The 18,472-nt window shown below is 39.6% G+C and carries 16 protein-coding genes and 1 tRNA gene; 13 read left to right on the top strand and 4 right to left on the bottom strand.

Annotation, left to right across the window (positions count from 1 at the left end; genetic code table 11):
* Positions 1 to 127 precede the first annotated feature (127 nt).
* The 8 genes from ACGHEH_RS00085 (at position 128) to ACGHEH_RS00050 (ending at position 7,472) form a co-directional block, all read left to right on the top strand.
* Positions 128 to 418 (top strand): YdcH family protein, encoded by a 291-nt coding sequence (locus ACGHEH_RS00085; protein WP_390440641.1) that lies wholly within the window; start codon positions 128 to 130, stop codon positions 416 to 418.
* Positions 419 to 692: 274 nt separating this feature from the next.
* Complete coding sequence (gene nagK, locus ACGHEH_RS00080) at positions 693 to 1,604, top strand: N-acetylglucosamine kinase (RefSeq protein ID WP_390440639.1); 912 nt, start codon at positions 693 to 695, stop codon at positions 1,602 to 1,604.
* Positions 1,604 to 2,728 (top strand): N-acetylglucosamine-6-phosphate deacetylase, encoded by a 1,125-nt coding sequence (gene nagA, locus ACGHEH_RS00075; RefSeq protein ID WP_390440638.1) that lies wholly within the window; start codon positions 1,604 to 1,606, stop codon positions 2,726 to 2,728. Before nagK ends, nagA begins: the two co-directional genes overlap by 1 nt.
* A gap of 65 nt (positions 2,729 to 2,793) precedes the next feature.
* On the top strand, positions 2,794 to 3,921 hold the full coding sequence (gene nagX, locus ACGHEH_RS00070; RefSeq protein ID WP_390440636.1) for a transmembrane glucosamine N-acetyltransferase NagX: 1,128 nt from the start codon (positions 2,794 to 2,796) through the stop codon (positions 3,919 to 3,921).
* 248 nt (positions 3,922 to 4,169) lie between these two features.
* Positions 4,170 to 4,967 (top strand): glucosamine-6-phosphate deaminase, encoded by a 798-nt coding sequence (gene nagB / locus ACGHEH_RS00065; RefSeq protein ID WP_138630691.1) that lies wholly within the window; start codon positions 4,170 to 4,172, stop codon positions 4,965 to 4,967.
* Positions 4,968 to 4,974: 7 nt separating this feature from the next.
* Positions 4,975 to 5,253 (top strand): hypothetical protein, encoded by a 279-nt coding sequence (locus ACGHEH_RS00060; RefSeq protein ID WP_390440633.1) that lies wholly within the window; start codon positions 4,975 to 4,977, stop codon positions 5,251 to 5,253.
* A gap of 100 nt (positions 5,254 to 5,353) precedes the next feature.
* A complete protein-coding gene (gene nudC, locus ACGHEH_RS00055; protein ID WP_390440631.1) occupies positions 5,354 to 6,274 on the top strand; it encodes an NAD(+) diphosphatase in 921 nt (306 codons plus the stop codon).
* 28 nt (positions 6,275 to 6,302) lie between these two features.
* Positions 6,303 to 7,472 carry a cystathionine beta-lyase gene (locus ACGHEH_RS00050; protein WP_390440629.1) on the top strand — a complete coding sequence of 390 codons (1,170 nt, stop codon included), beginning with the start codon at positions 6,303 to 6,305 and terminating at the stop codon, positions 7,470 to 7,472.
* Positions 7,473 to 7,572: 100 nt separating this feature from the next.
* Here ACGHEH_RS00050 and ACGHEH_RS00045 read toward each other — a convergent pair whose 3' ends face one another.
* Positions 7,573 to 8,721, bottom strand: a complete 1,149-nt coding sequence (locus ACGHEH_RS00045) for an RNA polymerase sigma factor (RefSeq protein ID WP_390440627.1) — start codon at positions 8,719 to 8,721, stop codon at positions 7,573 to 7,575.
* Positions 8,718 to 9,668 (bottom strand): alpha/beta fold hydrolase, encoded by a 951-nt coding sequence (locus ACGHEH_RS00040; protein WP_390440625.1) that lies wholly within the window; start codon positions 9,666 to 9,668, stop codon positions 8,718 to 8,720. Before ACGHEH_RS00040 ends, ACGHEH_RS00045 begins: the two co-directional genes overlap by 4 nt.
* Positions 9,669 to 9,796: 128 nt before the next feature.
* On the opposite strand from ACGHEH_RS00040, the gene ybaK reads away from it, so the two are divergent.
* Positions 9,797 to 10,264: a Cys-tRNA(Pro) deacylase gene (gene ybaK, locus ACGHEH_RS00035; RefSeq protein WP_390440623.1), complete on the top strand. Its 468-nt coding sequence runs from the start codon at positions 9,797 to 9,799 to the stop codon at positions 10,262 to 10,264.
* 48 nt (positions 10,265 to 10,312) lie between these two features.
* Positions 10,313 to 11,536 (top strand): hypothetical protein, encoded by a 1,224-nt coding sequence (locus ACGHEH_RS00030; protein WP_390440621.1) that lies wholly within the window; start codon positions 10,313 to 10,315, stop codon positions 11,534 to 11,536.
* A gap of 88 nt (positions 11,537 to 11,624) precedes the next feature.
* On the opposite strand, the gene ACGHEH_RS00025 is transcribed toward ACGHEH_RS00030, so the two are convergent.
* Complete coding sequence (locus ACGHEH_RS00025; RefSeq protein WP_390440619.1) at positions 11,625 to 13,511, bottom strand: phytase; 1,887 nt, start codon at positions 13,509 to 13,511, stop codon at positions 11,625 to 11,627.
* 369 nt (positions 13,512 to 13,880) lie between these two features.
* Between ACGHEH_RS00025 and ACGHEH_RS00020 the strand changes: the two genes are divergently transcribed.
* A complete protein-coding gene (locus ACGHEH_RS00020) occupies positions 13,881 to 14,624 on the top strand; it encodes a hypothetical protein (protein ID WP_390440617.1) in 744 nt (247 codons plus the stop codon).
* 56 nt (positions 14,625 to 14,680) lie between these two features.
* Here ACGHEH_RS00020 and ACGHEH_RS00015 read toward each other — a convergent pair whose 3' ends face one another.
* Positions 14,681 to 15,655, bottom strand: a complete 975-nt coding sequence (locus ACGHEH_RS00015) for an alpha/beta fold hydrolase (RefSeq protein ID WP_390440615.1) — start codon at positions 15,653 to 15,655, stop codon at positions 14,681 to 14,683.
* A 198-nt stretch (positions 15,656 to 15,853) separates the two neighbouring features.
* Here ACGHEH_RS00015 and ACGHEH_RS00010 point away from each other — a divergent pair, with 198 nt between their 5' ends.
* Both ACGHEH_RS00010 and ACGHEH_RS00005 read left to right on the top strand, forming a co-directional pair.
* On the top strand, positions 15,854 to 17,884 hold the full coding sequence (locus ACGHEH_RS00010) for a transcriptional regulator (RefSeq protein WP_390440614.1): 2,031 nt from the start codon (positions 15,854 to 15,856) through the stop codon (positions 17,882 to 17,884).
* A 147-nt stretch (positions 17,885 to 18,031) separates the two neighbouring features.
* Positions 18,032 to 18,108 (top strand) — tRNA-Pro (locus ACGHEH_RS00005).
* The last annotated feature ends 364 nt before the right edge of the window (positions 18,109 to 18,472 follow it).

The raw sequence follows: 18,472 nt of genomic DNA, 5'->3' as shown, positions 1-18,472 counted from the left end.
AACCGTTTTATAAATGTGTAATAAAGCTTGTGCTAGATCAACATTCACCATGGCTGCAGGCGTACTATGAAAGTGAGCCAAGCATCAGGTTTGTTTGGAAAAATGACAACTTAAACAGGACTTCATTATGATTATTGAACGCCACAGCTTAGCCAAAGAGTTACCTGAATTTAAAGAAAAAATCCACGAACTAAAAATGAATGATCGACATTTTGCGCGCTTGCTTGATGATTACCATAACTTGGATCATGAGGTGATCCGCATTGAAGAGGGGGTCGAAAACACCTCAGATGAATATCTTGAGTCACTTAAGAAGCAACGATTACATCTAAAAACCAACTTTATTCTATCTTATAAAGTGCATCATAAAAGTTTTCACAATATAAGGAGTAGCCTGCTACTCCTTTATAAGTCTTAACTAAGAATATAAAAGACCTCATACCAGTTAAATATCCCTATAATTATTAATGTTTTATATTAGAAAGCGTAATTCTGTCTGTTGTTAGACTTTGGTTTCGGTGACAAAAAGATTCTTTTGTGCAATATTAGAAATTGTCAATTTCGAACATTTTTCTGAAAAATTTAATGACAACGCTGTCATTTTGTGTGTAACATTAAATCAACATGAAAAAATGCTCTGCCAAATAATCACAAACTATTTGAGCAACACGTTACAGATCAGGGGTCGCTAAATGATGGCTAAACAGGTTGAACAAGACCAGTTATTTATTGGAATAGATGGTGGTGGTACAAAATGTCGTGCAACTATCTACTCTGCTACACAAGGGGTGTTAGGTACTGGGTTAGGCGGTCCTGCCAATCCATTACATGGTCTTGAGCGCACACTAGAGTCAATCATGGTATCAACTCAGCTAGCCTTACAAGACGCGGGACTTCGTGTTGAACAGGTGCATGACATTGTAGCTGGCCTTGGTTTAGCGGGTGTGAATATTCCAGGTCTGTATGACAAAATCATGCAATGGGACCATCCATTTAAAGAAATGTATCTTACAACCGACTTGCACACAGCGTGTATTGGTGCACATGACGGTGATGACGGCGCAGTGATTATTACGGGCACAGGCTCATGCGGTTTCGCTATTGTAAACGGTGAAACAGTCAATTACGGCGGTCATGGTTTTGCTCAAGGTGATATGGGCAGTGGTGCATGGATGGGTCTTGAGGCTGTTAAAGCTGTACTTGTAGATCTTGATGGTCTCGGGTCAAAAACCGTGTTATCAGACACGTTAAAGCAACATTTTCATGTTACTGACGCAATGGGGATCGCAGAGCAAATGGCAGGTCAACCTTCAAGCGGTTATGCAAAGCTAGCAAGACACGTATTTGCAGCTGCAGAGCAGAATGATGAAGTTGCATTGCAAATTGTTAAAGAAGGTGCTGAATATATTAGCAACCTTGCGAAAAGGTTATTAGAAATTAACCCACCGCGCTTATCTATGATCGGGGGGTTAGCTGAGCCGTTAAATAAATGGTTAGATGCTGATATTGCGAAACTTGTTCAGCAACCAAAACAGCCGCCAGAAATTGGTGCTATTTATTTTGCGATGGAAAGCACTCAGCATGAAATTAAAAAGGTGAACTAATGAGCCAGCATATTTACAAAGCTAAAAAGCTTTTTGATGGTGAACATTTTCATCATGATTTTGTTTTCTCAGTAGAAGACGGCAAAGTTAGTTATAACGTTTCGGCTGAAAACGCTGAAGTAATCAATCTTGATGGACTAGTCGTGCCTGGCTATATCGACGTTCAAGTGAACGGTGGTGGTGGGGCGTTTTATAATGCTGAACAAACGACAGCCTGCCTTGAGAAAATGGTGTCGGCGCATGCACAATTTGGTTCGACTGCGCTTATGCCAACTTTGATCACAGATAAAATTGAAGTGATGCAAGCGGCAGCTGATGCGATGGCAGCTGCCATTGAAAGCAATCAATCTGGTGTTGTGGGGATCCATTTTGAAGGCCCACACTTGTCTCACCCGAAAAAAGGCACGCACAGCGAGCAGTTTATTAGACCAATCACTGAACAAGAATTCGAGATTTATGCGCGTAAAGACTTGGGCATAAAAATGGTCACTCTAGCGCCAGAGACAGTGCCTTTAGCTGATATTGAACGCTTAATTAGCTTAGGAGTTAAAGTAAGCATCGGCCACTCAAATGCAGATTTTGAAACAGCTAACACTGCGCTTAAAGCCGGTGCCGATGGCTTTACCCATTTATTCAACGCTATGTCTGCGTTTACTTCACGTGAGCCGGGCGTTGTTGGTGCAGCGTTATGGGACGACAACAGCTGGTGCGGTCTAATTGTTGATGGTCACCATGTTCATAACACGTCTGCTAAATTAGCGATCCGCTCTAAACAGCGTGGCAAAATCATGCTAGTGACAGATGCGATGCCGCCTGTAGGTACAGACGATACTGAGTTTGCTTTTTTCGATGGCCGTAAAGTTATTCGTACTGGCGATCGTTTAAACTCAACAACCGGCGAACTTGCTGGCAGTGTGTTAGATATGGCAAGCGCGGTTCGAAATACGGTTGATTGGTTAGATGTAAGTCTACCAGAAGCCCTTCGTATGGCATCTTTATATCCAGCGCAATATTTAGGCTTAAACAGTAAAGGCCATTTACGCGAAGGGGCAGATGCAGACTTCGTTCATCTTGATGAGAATTTATTTGCACAGGCAACGTATATCGCTGGTGCTCAGATTTAATTTTCCCTGAGGAAAAAACCCCGCTGCAGTATAGCGGGGCTTTTTTATTTGTACTGGAATAAAATATGACAGCAAAAACACAAAAAAAACGATTAGCATCTTTAGATGCACTCCGAGGCATGGACATGTTTTGGATTTTAGGCGGACAAGGTATTTTTGCCGCTTTGTTTGTTTTAACTGGCTGGCAGGGATGGAAAGCGTTTGAAGCACACACAGTCCATAGCCCATGGCATGGCTTTACTTTTTACGATTTAATATTCCCGCTATTTATCTTTTTATCTGGTGTTGCTACGGGTCTGGCACCTAAACGTATCGATCACCTTCCTTTTAACGAAAGGCGCCCGTTATACAACAAAGCAATTAAACGACTGTTTTTACTTATGGCATTTGGTGTTTTGTATAATCACGGCTGGGGTACAGGTGCACCATTTGCATTTGAAGAAGTACGTTATGCCAGTGTGTTAGGGCGAATCGCAATCGCTTGGTTCTTCTGTGCTTTATTAGTTTGGCACTTTAGCTTACGTGTTTTAGCATACTCTGGTATCGGTATTTTAATCTTCTATTGGGTACTTCTTTGCTTTATTCCTGTACCGGGTGGCGTTGCAGGTGACTTATCTGCGGCAGGTAGTTGGAATGCGTGGTTCGATAAGCACCTTTTACCTGGCATTTCATATCAAAACCGTGTAGTTGACCCTGAAGGCATTTTGTCGAGTTTGCCAGCGATTGTGAATGCGATTGCAGGTGTATTTGCAGGACAACTGATTGCCAGAGCCAATGAGCGCGGTGAATGGAAAACCTGTGGCATTTTATTCGGCGCAGGTGTTGTAAGTTTAGTGCTTGGTTGGACATGGGATTTACACTTCCCAGTTAATAAAGAGCTTTGGACCAGTTCATTTGTATTGGTAACAGTAGGGTGGAGTGCGATTTTACTCGCTGTTTTCTACGCAGCAGTCGACATTCTAAATGGTCAAAAGCTGGCTTATCCGTTTGTAATTATTGGTGCAAACTCAATCATTATCTATCTAGCGTCATCTTTAGTTGATTGGGAGTACATTAGCCGCAGTGTGTTCGGTGGTGTGGTAAACGCAGCCCCAAGTGAATGGCAGCCGGTATTGGCGGTCACTGCGCTAATGGCGGTGCAAATGTTAGTGCTACACTGGATGTATCGTCGTAAGATCTTTGTTAGCGTTTAATTTCAAACCTTGATTATTTACTTATGCAAAAGGCTCATATTAATGGGCCTTTTTGTTATAAAAAAACACAATTTTTTTTTCACTTTTACTTTACAAGCGCTCAATTAATGATAATAATGACAGCGTTGTCATAATGGTACAGCCTAATAAGATTATCCCGATTAGGTTTTGATCTGGCGCTTATTTTGATTGCACGCGAAGTAAGCCCAGATCCCATTTTTTCTTTTCTTCTACAACGAGCCAAAACCATGCAAATAGTAATCTTAAACGACGCCAATGAAGTTGCAGCTTATGGCGCAGATATCTTTACAAAACAACTACAAAAGAAAGCAGAGTCTGTGTTAGGTTTAGCGACCGGTTCAACACCAGTAGCGCTTTACCAAGAACTAATTCGTCGTAACGAAGCAGGTGAAATTAGCTTTAAAGATGCGACAACATTCAACTTAGACGAATACTTAGGTCTAGATGGTTCACACCCACAAAGCTACCGTTATTTTATGAACGAGCAGTTGTTCAACCATGTAGACATAGACAAAGATAAAACCCATGTACCACCTGGTGATGCGAAAAACCCAATCACTGCATGTCAAGAATATGAAGGTCACATTGTTGCGGCAGGCGGTATTGATGTTCAACTATTGGGTATTGGTCGTAACGGTCACATTGGTTTCAACGAGCCGTCTTCAGGCTTAACTTCACGTACACGTGTTAAAACATTAACCAAAGCAACCATTGATGATAATGCGCGTTTCTTCAAAGAAGACGAATACCAACCGCATTTATCTATCACTATGGGTATCGGTACTATTCTTGATGCCAAAAAAGTGGTGTTACTGGCAACGGGTGAAAACAAAGCTGAAGCGGTTCATGCAATGATTGAAGGCCCGTTAACGGCAGCTTGCCCAGCATCTGCACTACAAATGCACCGTGATGCGGTTATCGTGATTGATAAGGCTGCAGCAAGCAAGTTAAAAGACATTGAGTTTTATCAGCACATCGAAGCTGAAAATCAAAAGCTTCAGGCCTACTTAGCCTCTTTGTCCTAAGGACCTGTTGATCTTTCAAGTTCGTTTTTACAGCAGTTTGATTGGTATTTATACACGGCAGAGCCTGCGTAGCATGGTTTTTCCATGTAAGTCAGGCGATAACACAGTAGAAATGCTAATCAAGCGCTGCCAAATTGGCTCTTCTGAGCGAACTTTTCTCATTGTTACTCAATTTTTACTTAGCCCACTAGGTATAAAACTGAGTGCCGCGATAAAAGCCCGCTCAGAAAGAGTAAAACTCGAACAGCAAAGAGTAACAGGCCCTTTACGCAACTACATGTTTTAAAAGCCCGTTAGGGCTTTTTTTTTGCAAATTTTACGGCTTATTTATTTAGCTTAGAGTGTCTGTGTGTTAGCTTAGGCTCAAATCACGCAAAGGAGTGAATATGCTTCATTACACGCAGATGAGTTTAGACAGAGCGTCGCAGCAACGCAAAGATAGCAACTGGCTAAACACGCAAAAAACGACCAACAGCCGATGGCTTTTAATTCACCAAGATAAAAACTTATTTAGCGCTGATTTACAAAAGCTTCAGCTATTACTCTGGTCTTCAGTCGCACACTTAAATACCGATGATGCCGTGTATATTGGTCATCAAGACGAATTACACTATTTTGTGTTAGATGTGTCGAATATAGATCCAGATGAAGTGAATGATTTATCTGCCGGTGGCACATTTGAAGATATGCGTAAAGTTGGGCCAAAACTGAATGGCTTTGAAGCGTCTATTGGTGTGCTCGCAAGGGGCATGTGTTATTGGCATAAAACTCATGTTTTTTGTGGCCGGTGTGGTACAGCAAATAAGCCCTATGAAGGCGGTCATGCGCGTCGTTGTCAAAATAGTGAATGTCGTCATATTACATTCCCGCGCACTGATCCGGCGGTGATCATGTTAGTAACCCATACTTTTGCCGATGGCATTGAGCGTTGTTTAATGGGTCGTCAAGAAAGCTGGCCAGAAGGCGTGTATTCAACGCTGGCAGGTTTTGTTGACCCGGGGGAATCACTGGAGCAAGCGGTACTGCGTGAAGTAGAAGAAGAGTCGGGTATTATCGCAGATGATGCCCAATATATTGCATCGCAGCCATGGCCTTTTCCGTCGTCATTAATGCTGGGCTTTATTGCTAAAGCGAAAACCACAGAGGTCTCAGTGGAACAAGATGAATTACAAGATGCTAAGTGGTTCTCAAGAGCAGAATTAAATACATTTGCTGAGTGGGGCGATGATACGCCTGGGTTCAAACTTACCCGAAGAGATTCAATTTCACGCTATTTGGTCGAATATTGGCGCGCACTTGGCGAATAAATTAAGTTAGAAATACCAAGGTTTAACAATGAAAAAGAACACTAAGATTGTCAGTGCTGGCAGAAAAAAACAATATACCCAAGGGGTCGTAAACCCAGTTGTTCAACGTGCCTCAACGGTCGTATTTGATACCGTAGAAGAAATGCAAACTGCCATCAAAGAGCGTGCTGATCGCACTTTATTTTATGGTCGCCGTGGTACAAACACACACTATGCGCTGCAAGATGCCATTACCGAACTTGAAAATGGTGCAGGGTGTGCACTTTATCCATCGGGCGCCGCTGCCATCAGTCAATCTTTATTGTCTTTTTTGAAGTCAGGTGACCATTTATTAATGGTTGATAATGCATACGAGCCGACACGTGATCTATGCGATAAGATTTTAGCCGGCCTAGGGATCACCACAACGTATTATGACCCGACAATTGGTGCTGGCATCGAAGCCCATATACAAGAAAATACCAAAGTGATTTTCTTGGAATCGCCGGGTTCAATCACCATGGAAATTCAAGATGTGCCTGCACTTGTTGAGGTTGCGAAAAAACATAACATCATCACAATGCTAGACAATACCTATGGAAATGGCTGGCATTTTAGACCGCTTGATTTTGGCGTTGATGTCAGTATTCAAGCTGCTACCAAGTACATTGTTGGTCACTCAGACGTGATGATGGGCGTTGCAGTTGCAAACGAAGTCCATTGGCCGACATTACGTGAACACTCTTATTTGTTAGGTCAATGTACGTCAGCCGATGATGCTTACTTAGCATTACGTGGTCTTCGTACTATGCCTGTGCGTTTGGCCCAACACGAAAAAGCGGCCTTACAAGTGGCGCAGTGGTTGTCTGAACACGAATTGGTTGATCATGTTCGCCACCCTGCATTTGAAACATGCCCTGGGCATGAATTCTTTAAACGCGATTTTGATGGCAGTAACGGTTTATTTTCGTTTGTTATGAAAGAGGGCAACCTAAAATCAATCAATGCATTTTTAGATGCATTGCATCATTTTAAAATGGGCTTTTCATGGGGAGGCTACGAAAGCCTAGTCACTGCCAATAAAACCATGGCGAAGCTTCGTTCAACAACAGGGTGGGAGCATGGCCCGATTATTCGCCTGCACATAGGCCTAGAAGATGTTGAAGACCTGGTAGCAGATTTAGAGCAAGCATTGCAAGTGTATAAAGAAAATTTGTAAGGTGCGATTATTAAATTGAAACAGATGTATGAAAACGCGACTTAATGTCGCGTTTTTCTTTTTACATCGCGCAATCTTGCTACTTTCGAACAGAACAACCTCATAAAACCAATCTGCCCGAGCCAATTAATCCCATCACTAAACCAAAGCCGCCGCTGGCAAACCCAAGCACCAGACCAATTCGGCCAAAAAGCTTTTGCCATTTAGGGCGACATAGAAATGGTTTTGCTGCCACTTCACTTTCAGTCATGTGTTGCAGGTCTTTGTTAATGATATTTTGAGCTTGGAAAATCTGTAAGCCAAGTATCAATGCAAATGCTGTATAAGCGAGCGCTGGCATAATCCACCCCGAGCTAAATGAGTAACTCATAACGAATAGCACCCCAAATACAAACGTGGTGATTAACATTCTGGTTCTCATAACTTTAAGTATTGCTTTTGTCTGCTCAGTCTTTGCATACTTAATTGGCAATTTCATGCTGTAAAACACCACGAGCATAGCTGCGAATGCGCCGATAAAAGCACCACCAAGCACAGCAAAAAGTTTAAATATTGGTGAGCTATACGTTGTATTGCTGACCAGTGTTGCCGCAGCAACGGGTGCACTTGGGGCGACCAAGCCTAAAGCAACAGCTGGGGTAATCGTCGAAATTGCCAATGTACCAAAGCGATTTAAATATTGAGACTTAAGCTTCTTTCGGCTTCTTGATAACTGCTGACGTACTTTTTCCTCAGAGATATCTAATAATGCAGCGACTTGCTTGTTCGATTGCTCTTCTCGATAGTATAAGATTAAAATCTCACGGCTCTCTTCTGGTAAAGCTGAAACAAGTTGATTCATCAGCATTACTTGTTCATCTTTTAATAAATCACTATCAGGACAATCATGGTGAGCAAGTAACTGCTCAAGTGATTGCTCGAGTGACTCATCATTGTCAGATACTAAATTCGACTTTTCTCGCAATACGTTTAAAGCTTTATAACGAGCAGTTTGGCGAAGCCAAGGTAAAAAGCTGTGATCGTTTTTTAACTTATCGAGGTTTTGCCATGCATTGATAAATACTTGTTGCGCTACATCTTCACTCGCATGCACGTCCTTCGTGATAGCGAGCGCAATGCTGCAAATGAGTTGTCGACATGCTTTGTGAAGTGCTTCAAAGGCATTTACATCACCTTTTCGTGCATGCGACACATATAAAGCAATACTGGCACTGTCTTTTATGTCTAGTTTATACGCTAATGTATTCATGATTTATCCTTAATGAATGCCGTAATTTGGTTATTTAGCCATTTAGGATCATCATACATAATAAAGTGGCGAGAAGTTGTATTCATTTTGACTACAGCGTTAGGTAAATTTGCCACTTGCCCTTTATAAAGTTGTTCAACGCCTTGTTTACGCGAGTTATCGTTAAATCCACCAGATGCACCCAGAATAAGTAAGTCCGCTTTTATTTTAGCCAGTGATGGTCTTAAATCATTGCTCATTAAATAGTGCATAGCTTTGCCAACAGTAACCGGATCAGAGTGTTCAGCCATATCAATGATGTGTTTTTGATGCATAGCCTGAGTCGCATGAATATATATACCGCGCTTAGTTTGCTCAGCTAGTTGTGTTTGAGTCATTGATTTGTGCATTAAAAGTATACGTTCAGCTTGGTTGCTAAGTGAAGCAGGTGTCGTTTGATTTGTGCCGGTAAATATCGGGCCAATATAGGGTAGGCTATCAACTGAAACGACCTTACTAATAAGTTCTGGCTTTTCTAATGCGATAGACATAGCTAAAAAGCCTCCCAGACTATGACCAATTAGAATTGTTTTATTTGCTACAGCATTTGAAGCTTCTGACTTTCGACTCTCTTCAGTAATAAAATCAATTAGCTCGTTTAGTAACGCGGTCATCGAAAATTTTGTGGGTTTTTGATTATCGGCAAATCCAGTGATTGATACCACATGTACGCGGTGTTTATCTTTGAATTTGTCTAGGGTGCTTTGCCAAACTTCTCCGTTAGACATAAGACCCGGGATCAGAATGATATCGGCATTTTCTGTTTGGTCATTTCCGACTGTTTTAACAGTAAAGTGATTATGCGCCCATACTTGTGCGCTATTTAATGCTGTCGCAATCGCGATGAACAAAACAATCAATAGGCTTAATTTTGTAGGTTTATTTGGTTTGATGTGTGACTTAATCATATTAGCTCCTGTTAGTTATATAACTAAGTCAATTGAGCAACCTAAAGTGTGACAACTTTTATTAAATTTATTTGTTATCCAAAGTAACAGCGATTACATTGGAAAAGTTAAGTAAAAGGATTAAAGTTATGACTCCTGCGATTTTACTCGCCAAAAAAGCCAAAATTACATTTAACGTACACGAGTATAAGCACGACCCAAAAGCGCAATCTTATGGCTTGGAGGCGGCTGAAAAGCTAGGTTTAAACCCATCCCAAGTATTTAAAACCTTAGTAGTTGAAACTGACAGCAAACAACTTGTGGTCGCGGTTTTACCCGTAAACCAACAACTGAACTTAAAGTCGTTGGCAAAAGCTATCGGTGCAAAGAAAGCTGCCATGGCACCACAGCAATTAGTCGAGCGTTCAACAGGGTATATTTTAGGTGGCGTTAGCCCATTGGCACAAAAGAAACGCCTCGCCACCGTAATAGATAGCTCATCCAAAACTTTTGAAACCATTTTTGTGAGTGCAGGGCGCAGAGGGCTCGAAATAGAACTGGCGGCAGATACTCTATGTGAATTAACGCAAGGACAGTTTGCAGAAATCAATACTTAATTCAGTCTATCCAGAAAACTGATATTTATAAGTATAAAGGAATGTTGCATGCTTTTCTCAAATGAAGAAATGAAAACAGCTTATGAAGAACTCATAAGAAAAGAAAGTCCATCGGGTGCTATATTAGGGGCATTTATTGGTTCAATACCAGCTGCATGCGTGTATTTATTAATCGAAGACATTCGCATTGCAGCAATACTATTGTTTCTTTTACCCCCATTGATTGTTGGAGTTACTGCAAAATTTTTAGGAAAAACACATAAGGCCAAGCATAGAATACCAGTAGGATTAATCGCAGTTTGCCTGCATATTACTGGTTGTTTATATTTAGAGTTAAGTCCACTTTATTACTTATTAACTCCTTTAATATTTGGTATTAGCTTTGTCTCTGCACGTATTCATCTCAACAGAGTTGATGAGTGGGCTTTAGAATTTTTACCTATATTAGAATTTAATTCTGACTCAGATGGTAATGCTAAAAGATCAGAAGAAATAAACGCCAGAAAAGAAAAGCAACGACTAATTGAGATGGAACGTCAAAGCGATGTTTATTTTGGTATACCTTCAAACCTACCTAAAAGTTATCGTGAATTTAGAAACTTACCGACAGAAGCTAAAGGTTTTTATTTTTATTTAGGTTCAGATGGCATCGAAGTCATAGAACAATTTTTACAGTCAGAATATGTAAATCAAGTAGAACGATTGGTTATCGGAGATTCAACTTATGCTTTAGGGTCTGGCCTAAAGTATGACAAGATAACTGAAGCAGTTTCGAAAGTTAACTTTGCAAATGTTAAAGAGTTCTCTTTGGGTGCAAGTGAACTATTTTGTAATGCTCATTGTGTTTTTGGCACCATAGGTGACATAACTAATAGTTTTACAGGTATGCCTAAATTAAAAGACTTATATTTAGGTGGGGCCTTTGAATTACATAAACCTCTTTATTTTCCTGAGTTAGAAAGGTTAACTATCCAACTAGATGATTATTATACGTGCGTAAATGGTGGACCGATTGCACAAGCTACGTTAGATAATCTTCTTAAATCTCGCTTTCCAAAACTTAAAGAAGTTGAAATAGATTTAGAACGTTTTGAAGAAGACAAAGAATATACATTGGTAGATTCATTTTTATCTGAATTACAAACACCTAATCTAACTCAATTAGAAATTTACGGTAGCTTTAAATCTGGAGAGTTCGAGCGTATAAATCATTTGGTAAAAATGAATAATAAGCAGGTAAATCTTACGCTAGCTGAAAGCAAGTATGAGTGAGACGCTTCTTCTAGCATCTCACTTAGACATGTGAGCTTTTATATTAACTCAAACATTGCAATGTTGATCTGCACTGTATTTTTAGAAGCTACTTTGCGACTTTATTTAAAATCCAATCTCTTAACAAACTGCCATCTACTAGCTTAAAGTTTTGTGTGCTTTTAGGCATTACATTATGACCATCTTGAACAACCAATAAACCATTAGGGAGGGCTTCACCAAGATAGCTGCTTGTTACTGCCAAACCATCGGTTTCTGAAGCACCATCGATCATGCTTGCCCAGTTTGCCCCGACTTCAAAAACACCTAAAAATTCATTGTTATTATCTACGGCGTATACCGCATAGCGGTTATTACCTTGGCTAGATACAACAAGGTATTGTTTGCCGTTTAAGCGATATAAGCTCATGCCTTCAATATCGGCTTCGACTTGCTCATTTAGACCTGTGATTAGCTTGTCAGGTTGTTTACCTTTAAGGTCTTTTAACCATACACCCGTTGACTCTTCACCATAAAACAAGCGTCTATTCGCATCATCGCTTACACAGCCTTCAGGTTGACTAGGCACTGTCCATTCTTGAGTTTTCTGGCCTGTTACCTTTTGCTTATTAAATGCGATCTCGTATTTTTGAAAGCGACCATCGGTGTCATTAATCCATACCGCCAGTTCACTACCGTATTGTCCCAGACATAAACCATATGGATCAGCCAAGTCTGTTTTAATATCGGCAAGCAAAGTAGGGAGCCCAGATTTTTGATCGATTTTAAATAGGCTGATGCTTTTATTGGTTCGGTTACTGGCTGCTGCAATATCAACAACTTCATCATTGAATTCAACGCCGTAACGAATATCGACATTGTTTACTCGACCAACAGGTAAAGTTTTTACAAGATTGCCCTTAAGATCGTATACGTTGAGACCTGACTTTTTATCAGTACCATAAACCAAGCTATTTGAAGGGTTAACTCTATTTACCCAGATCTCAGGGTCATCTGCGGCATCACCATGAGATACAACAGGGGTCGTTTGTGCAAAGGCCATCAGATTGGCAATCGGTTGCTCATTCTTCTTTTTCAAGGGTAACTTATGTTTGCCCAAATTGATTTTGATATTCTTTGATGTCTCATCATCGAAGACATAAGCAATTAAGTTTTTGTCAGAGCGGTAAAGCTGAACAGTTTTAGGCGCTATGTCTTTGGGCAGCTCAAAAGGTTTGAACGCGTGATTATTTTGGTCAAGTAGCCAAAGCTGGTTTGTACTCGGTGACACCACAGACACATCACCCGAAGCGGTTGTATCTAAGTATTCTACTTCGAGCCCCTCAGGAAGCTGTAAAAGTTCTCGAATAATTTCAAGCTCAGGGTTAGTCGAGTACTGCCAAACGCCAATATTTTCTTCAGCAATATAGAGTGACTCGGTGAGGTCGTTCACTGCACAAGACTTCATATTAAGGCCCGCTGCAAAATGTCGAATTTCACTTAACTGCCAATCAGTATCGTTTGCGGTATTTAGCGCCATTTGACTAACGATGCCGTTTACATCAACAGTGAATAACTCAATATGTTCAGATGATGAGCCTAAGCAAATTGCATCAAATGCTGTTTTATCAGCCAAAAGCTCATACGCTTTTTCAATACGATTGTGTTTAAAATCAACTTTAACGAGCTCGATATTACCGGTGTTTTTATTTAGTGTTGATAACACCCCAACAGACTGAGAATTTGGTAGCCACCTAAAATCTAAATGTTCAGACTTAGAATTGATTGTCGATAAAGCTCGCCATTGCTCATCGAGTAAAGCGATACCGTGCGCTTCACTCACAGCAAGCTGCTTATGGGCAGTATGAGCGGCATCAATAGGCGAAATAAACTCAGACTCGGTTAGCCATTGCTTATTAGTCTGCGAAGCATTGGCAACGCCACTACAAAGTAATCCACCAATCAACAAAGATAATTTTAAAGATGTGTTTGTCATGTTGAGCTCTTAAAGCTGTTACTAAATCATTGCGGCAGACAGTAACGATGAAAAATGACATAAATGTTTCAGCTGACTTACGGGGAAGCCTTGGAAGAAGTAATTACATCTTTTAGATACCCAAAAATAGCCTTTTTGAGCTAATTTGACCTCTTTAAGCCGGTTATAACGCTTTCAAACGAAATAGAATTGAGTGTAAATTAAATAAAAACGACGACATGCGTATTTTAATGTGAGCTAAAAAGACCCTTAAATAAAATTGGCTTGAATTAAAGCGAAGTGATGAGCTTTTAAAAATAGTTACACTAATAAACTGAGTAGTTTGTGGCGCATGATGTCGCATAAAAAATAAAAAGATGGGAAACTTATATGGAAAAAGCATTAAATTTCATTAAAAAATCTAATCATGTATTGTTCTTTCTAGTCATAGTCGTGTTTATTGGTGGTTTTACTTTTGAAATGGCCTCAAAACTTTTCAAAAAGAATTATGAGCCACCTAAAATAGAACTTGTTGATAGCACTCAATCTAAAGATGAGCTTAAACGGCCTGTTTATACCGTTGAATATTTAACACGGCTAAAAGACGTTTATATATTTGAATTAACATCTGATGTGATAGATACAAACGAGTTTCACGAAACCGAAGTGTTAGAAATGTTTAACTCAGCCTCAATTTCGCACGATTTGTATGTTGATGGCTATTTATCGCACAATGCAGTTAATTTAATGTTTGTAAGAGAAGACGGCACTCAAACCATGCTTCTAAAAAGAGACGGGTTAATCGTCGAGTTTTCTAAGGTTACGCCAGAGCCAGTCGAAGGCGCTTATCATCTAGATAAGAATCTTTATTTGATCATCGATGAAGATACCAATCAAAATGGATACCTAGATCAAAAAGACGCTGCAAAATTATTTTCTTCAAATTATGATGGACAAAACTTGGTACTGATACTTAACAACGTTGGCTCATTTAATTTGATTGCCAACAACAAATTGATTATTTCTCAAAAAGGGGATTCTCCCAAGTTCTTCACATTTGATGTGCACTCAGGCAATTTGGTGAGCTTGAATACCACAGTAAGCAAGACTGCATTTCAATCAGAAAAAAAGTAGCTTAGATAAATACGCATACACCAAAATATGCGTATTTAAACTAAGATTTAAAATTGTTAGTTGTTTAAAAAGTGACTCAGCACTTGCTCGAATTTTGCAGTTTCTTCTACCCATGGCCAGTGGCCACTTTGCTCAAACATGCTGTAGGTTGCGATGCCTTTTGGTAGCATGTCGTACAATCGATGCACGAGTTCAGGTGTAGATGCATTATCATAGCGTCCAGCTGTGATAAGGGTAGGGATCGCAAAGTCTTTTATTTGTTCTTCAATATTGATGCCGAGTAAAGTGCCTCGTATTTCTCCGTAGTCTAAGTCAATAATGTCGTCAAAAACCTGAAGGTTAAAATAGTCACGCTCATCATTTGTTTGGTATTTTCTATTTTTACTTCTATTTGCAACATCAAACCATTGATACCAATCCATGTAACGACCATAAGCAATCTCGGCAAATTTATCATCAGTACTTTTTATACCTTGTGCTTTGAGTGATTCTAGTTGACGCCACTTTTCAGGGTATCGCGTGCGGATAATATGAAAGTATTGATTAGCATTCATTTGTTGGCTTTTAGTGTCGTAAGAGGCATTTAGCATCACTAATTTTTTGACATGCTGGCTATGTTGAAGTGCGTATTGCATAGCTGGAATACCACCATAAGAATGTGCCATTAAAGTTATTTTTTTAACCCCCAAATACTGTCTGACTGACTCAATGTCGTCTACTGTCATTTGTGGGGTAAATTTCCCCTCTATTTTACGTGTTGATCTACCCCGACCAATGTCATCAAAAAACACCAATTGATAACCCTGCTTTTTTAAAAAATCAAACCAACCTACAAATACAGTGTGACCACCACCTGGTCCACCATTAATAATCACAACAGGGTGGCCTTGGCCTTCAGTGCGAATATAAATTTTGCCTTGGGGTACTTTTATATAATCTTCAGTAACGTCTTTATTTTTTGCTGATACTTCAAAGAGCATCATCGAAATAAACACGCTTAACACAATAAAATTTGTCAGATATTTTTTCAAAATAATAGGTCCTATAGATTTTTGTTATTGAGCGCCATTACTTTAATAATTAGTAGCTTAGAAGTTGTGGTGAAGTTGTGAAATATACACTTTTGAACGCTGCTCAATGTGGTGAAATCATGAAAATTCACGTATATTTCTTAACGCAAGTGTTTTCTATTATGGGCAAAGCCCTGCTTTTAATTAGGTTGTACAAACATGCGATATGCTTTTGGCGAATATGTTCTAGATACAAAACAACAGTTGTTATTTGCCAACGAACAACGCGTAGAGTTAGAGCCTAAGCAATACTCAACGTTACTTTTATTGTGTCAGCATCAAAATGAAATAGTGACTCGGGAGCTGCTTTTAGAAACTAGCTGGAGCGGGGTGATAGTCAGTGAGAACACCATAAACAAACATATCGCAGTGCTCAGAAAGTTATTAGGTGACAATGCAAAATCACCCAAATACATAGAGACAGTTGCAAGAAAAGGCTATCGCTTTATTGCTAACCTTGAGATCTTTGATGGAGCGCCCTCTAAGGTAAACATCGAGCACAATAACAACACCGTTTCATTCAAACCGAATCTCCTTTTGCTTGGCTTGGTTGTTACGGTCCTTATTTTAGTATCTATTTACTTATTCTTATGGCTGAATCCTAGTTCCACAGCTGCGCAAGACATAAAAACACTCACTCGTATGCAAGGTGATAAATGGAGCATAAGCTTTTATAAGAACGACTTAACAACAGTGTTTATTAATCAAAAGCCGCAGAATTCAGAATTAATTCTTCAAGATCTAAACACCCAACAAACTCAGTTAATTCAACATCAGTTCGACTTTTTATCTTTTGTTGTCGGTGCTATTTCAAAACCGCAACTCTATATAGTGGGTAAACAAGGAGGCAAAAATTGGCTGGTCAAAGGCTATATTGTCAACAACACTTTTATTGTTGAGCAGCAACTCGATATTTCAGAGCTTGCAATTTATGATATCGAATTTTCAAGCCATCTCGCACAACTCTATTTAATTGCGCAAACAACCTCAATAAAAGACCGAGGCTTATATCGGGTTGATCAAAACTTAACTGACATAGTCCCGCTTTATTTGCCTAAAAATGACAATGTATTATTAACCAGAGTTGATAGTGGCATAAACAAAGAAGCGATATTACTTTTGGGTCAGCGCCCTAATGCGCGTTCAATTGTTTATGCGTTTACGCCAAAAAACAAAGAACTCAATAAAGTACATGAGTTTGACGCATATGTGAGAGACGCCATTTGGCACAATGAATTTATTTTACATACCGACACGCCACCTGCTCAGCGCATATTGAAGCGCTCGATAGAGCAGAACTCTAGCCCTACAATAGTAGCGACATCGAGCGAATACCTATGCTGTGAAATGATTTTTTCGCAATCATTGAATCAGATTATTTATCGAACAAATACCACAAACTACCAAATTGAGTGGGTAGGGGAGCCTGATTTTACAGTAGATAACTCCACAGTTTACGACATGACTCCGTCGTTGATGCACCATAAAAAGGGGATTGCATTTGTGTCTAAACGCTCTGGCAAAAGCCAAATTTATTCGCAACAAAAGCTCTCACCACCAAAACAGATAAGTAACTTTACGCGCTACCATATTGTTCATGCACTATCGGTTAGCCCAAACGATAATCGATTAGCAGCCATAGTTGATAACCAACTTTTATTGTTTGCAACCAATGCTCAAAGCTTACCAATCACTAAAGTATTTAATAACATTGACTGGTTAGAAGATGTGACATGGCTAGACGATAAACACCTAATAGTGCGCCATAAAACTAAGTCGGCCACTTGGTTAGAAATATATGACACAGAACTCAATAGCATTAAAAAATTACCATCACAGTGGCTACAGTTATTCCGTTCAGAGTATGGTGAAGCGAGATGGTTTGCGCTGCACACATCACATGGGCTGGTGGAATTAGAACCGCTAATGTTTAATCCTGATGTTGAGCTTAAAATAGCCAAAGAGTTAAATGGGTCAATTCAAGATACTGGAAAAATTATCAATGCAGGCCCATATTTTTATCAGCAAATAAATAAAAAACAAATTCAACAACTTGATAGCCAGGGCCAGCATTTAAGACTTCATGATTTTCAACGCATTTATGGCTTTGATGCGCATAACACAAAACTAATAGTCAGTGAACTAACATATCGCTCTAGCGACTGGCATGCAAAGTCGATTGCTCAATAAAACTTTAAATTGAATACCACTAAAAAGTTATTTAAAAACAAATGATGTAGCGAGAGGCAACAAACAAGTAACAAAGAACATAAAATGTTCAAACAATCCAACAGGTTGTTGCCTTTTAATATTAATCTTGTATAGTTGCTACCAAGTCGGCATATAGCGCAGCCTGGTAGCGCACTGTCATGGGGTGTCAGGGGTCGCAGGTTCAAATCCTGCTATGCCGACCAGCTTTTCCTAACCCTTCAATAGATTATCTTATATAAAACTAAACTGTTCTCTTTTAGTTTACCTTTCGTAATCCTAATTATAGTATTTTTAAAAAAACGCTTAGGCTGTTCAGTACATTCAAGGTCTGACAATTAGTTAATAAATTTATATAAAATAAAAAATAATTTAACTGTTTTTATATACAGTGCTTTGTGGTTTGTCCAATAACATTATTACTCTGCACTTTGTCCAATTTTGACAACTGAGCAAAATTGGACATTCTAAACTCATGTTTACAATGAATTTTTCTTGTGTGAATATTGGGACACGTAATATAGCCCGTTTTGTCGATATTTATACTGGCACTTTGGGAGAGAATAAGCT

The organism is Pseudoalteromonas sp. MTN2-4 (assembly GCF_042848605.1).
GTDB lineage: Bacteria > Pseudomonadota > Gammaproteobacteria > Enterobacterales > Alteromonadaceae > Pseudoalteromonas.
Note: the sequence above shows the minus strand (reverse complement) of the source record. Positions and strands in the feature narration are given on the sequence as shown.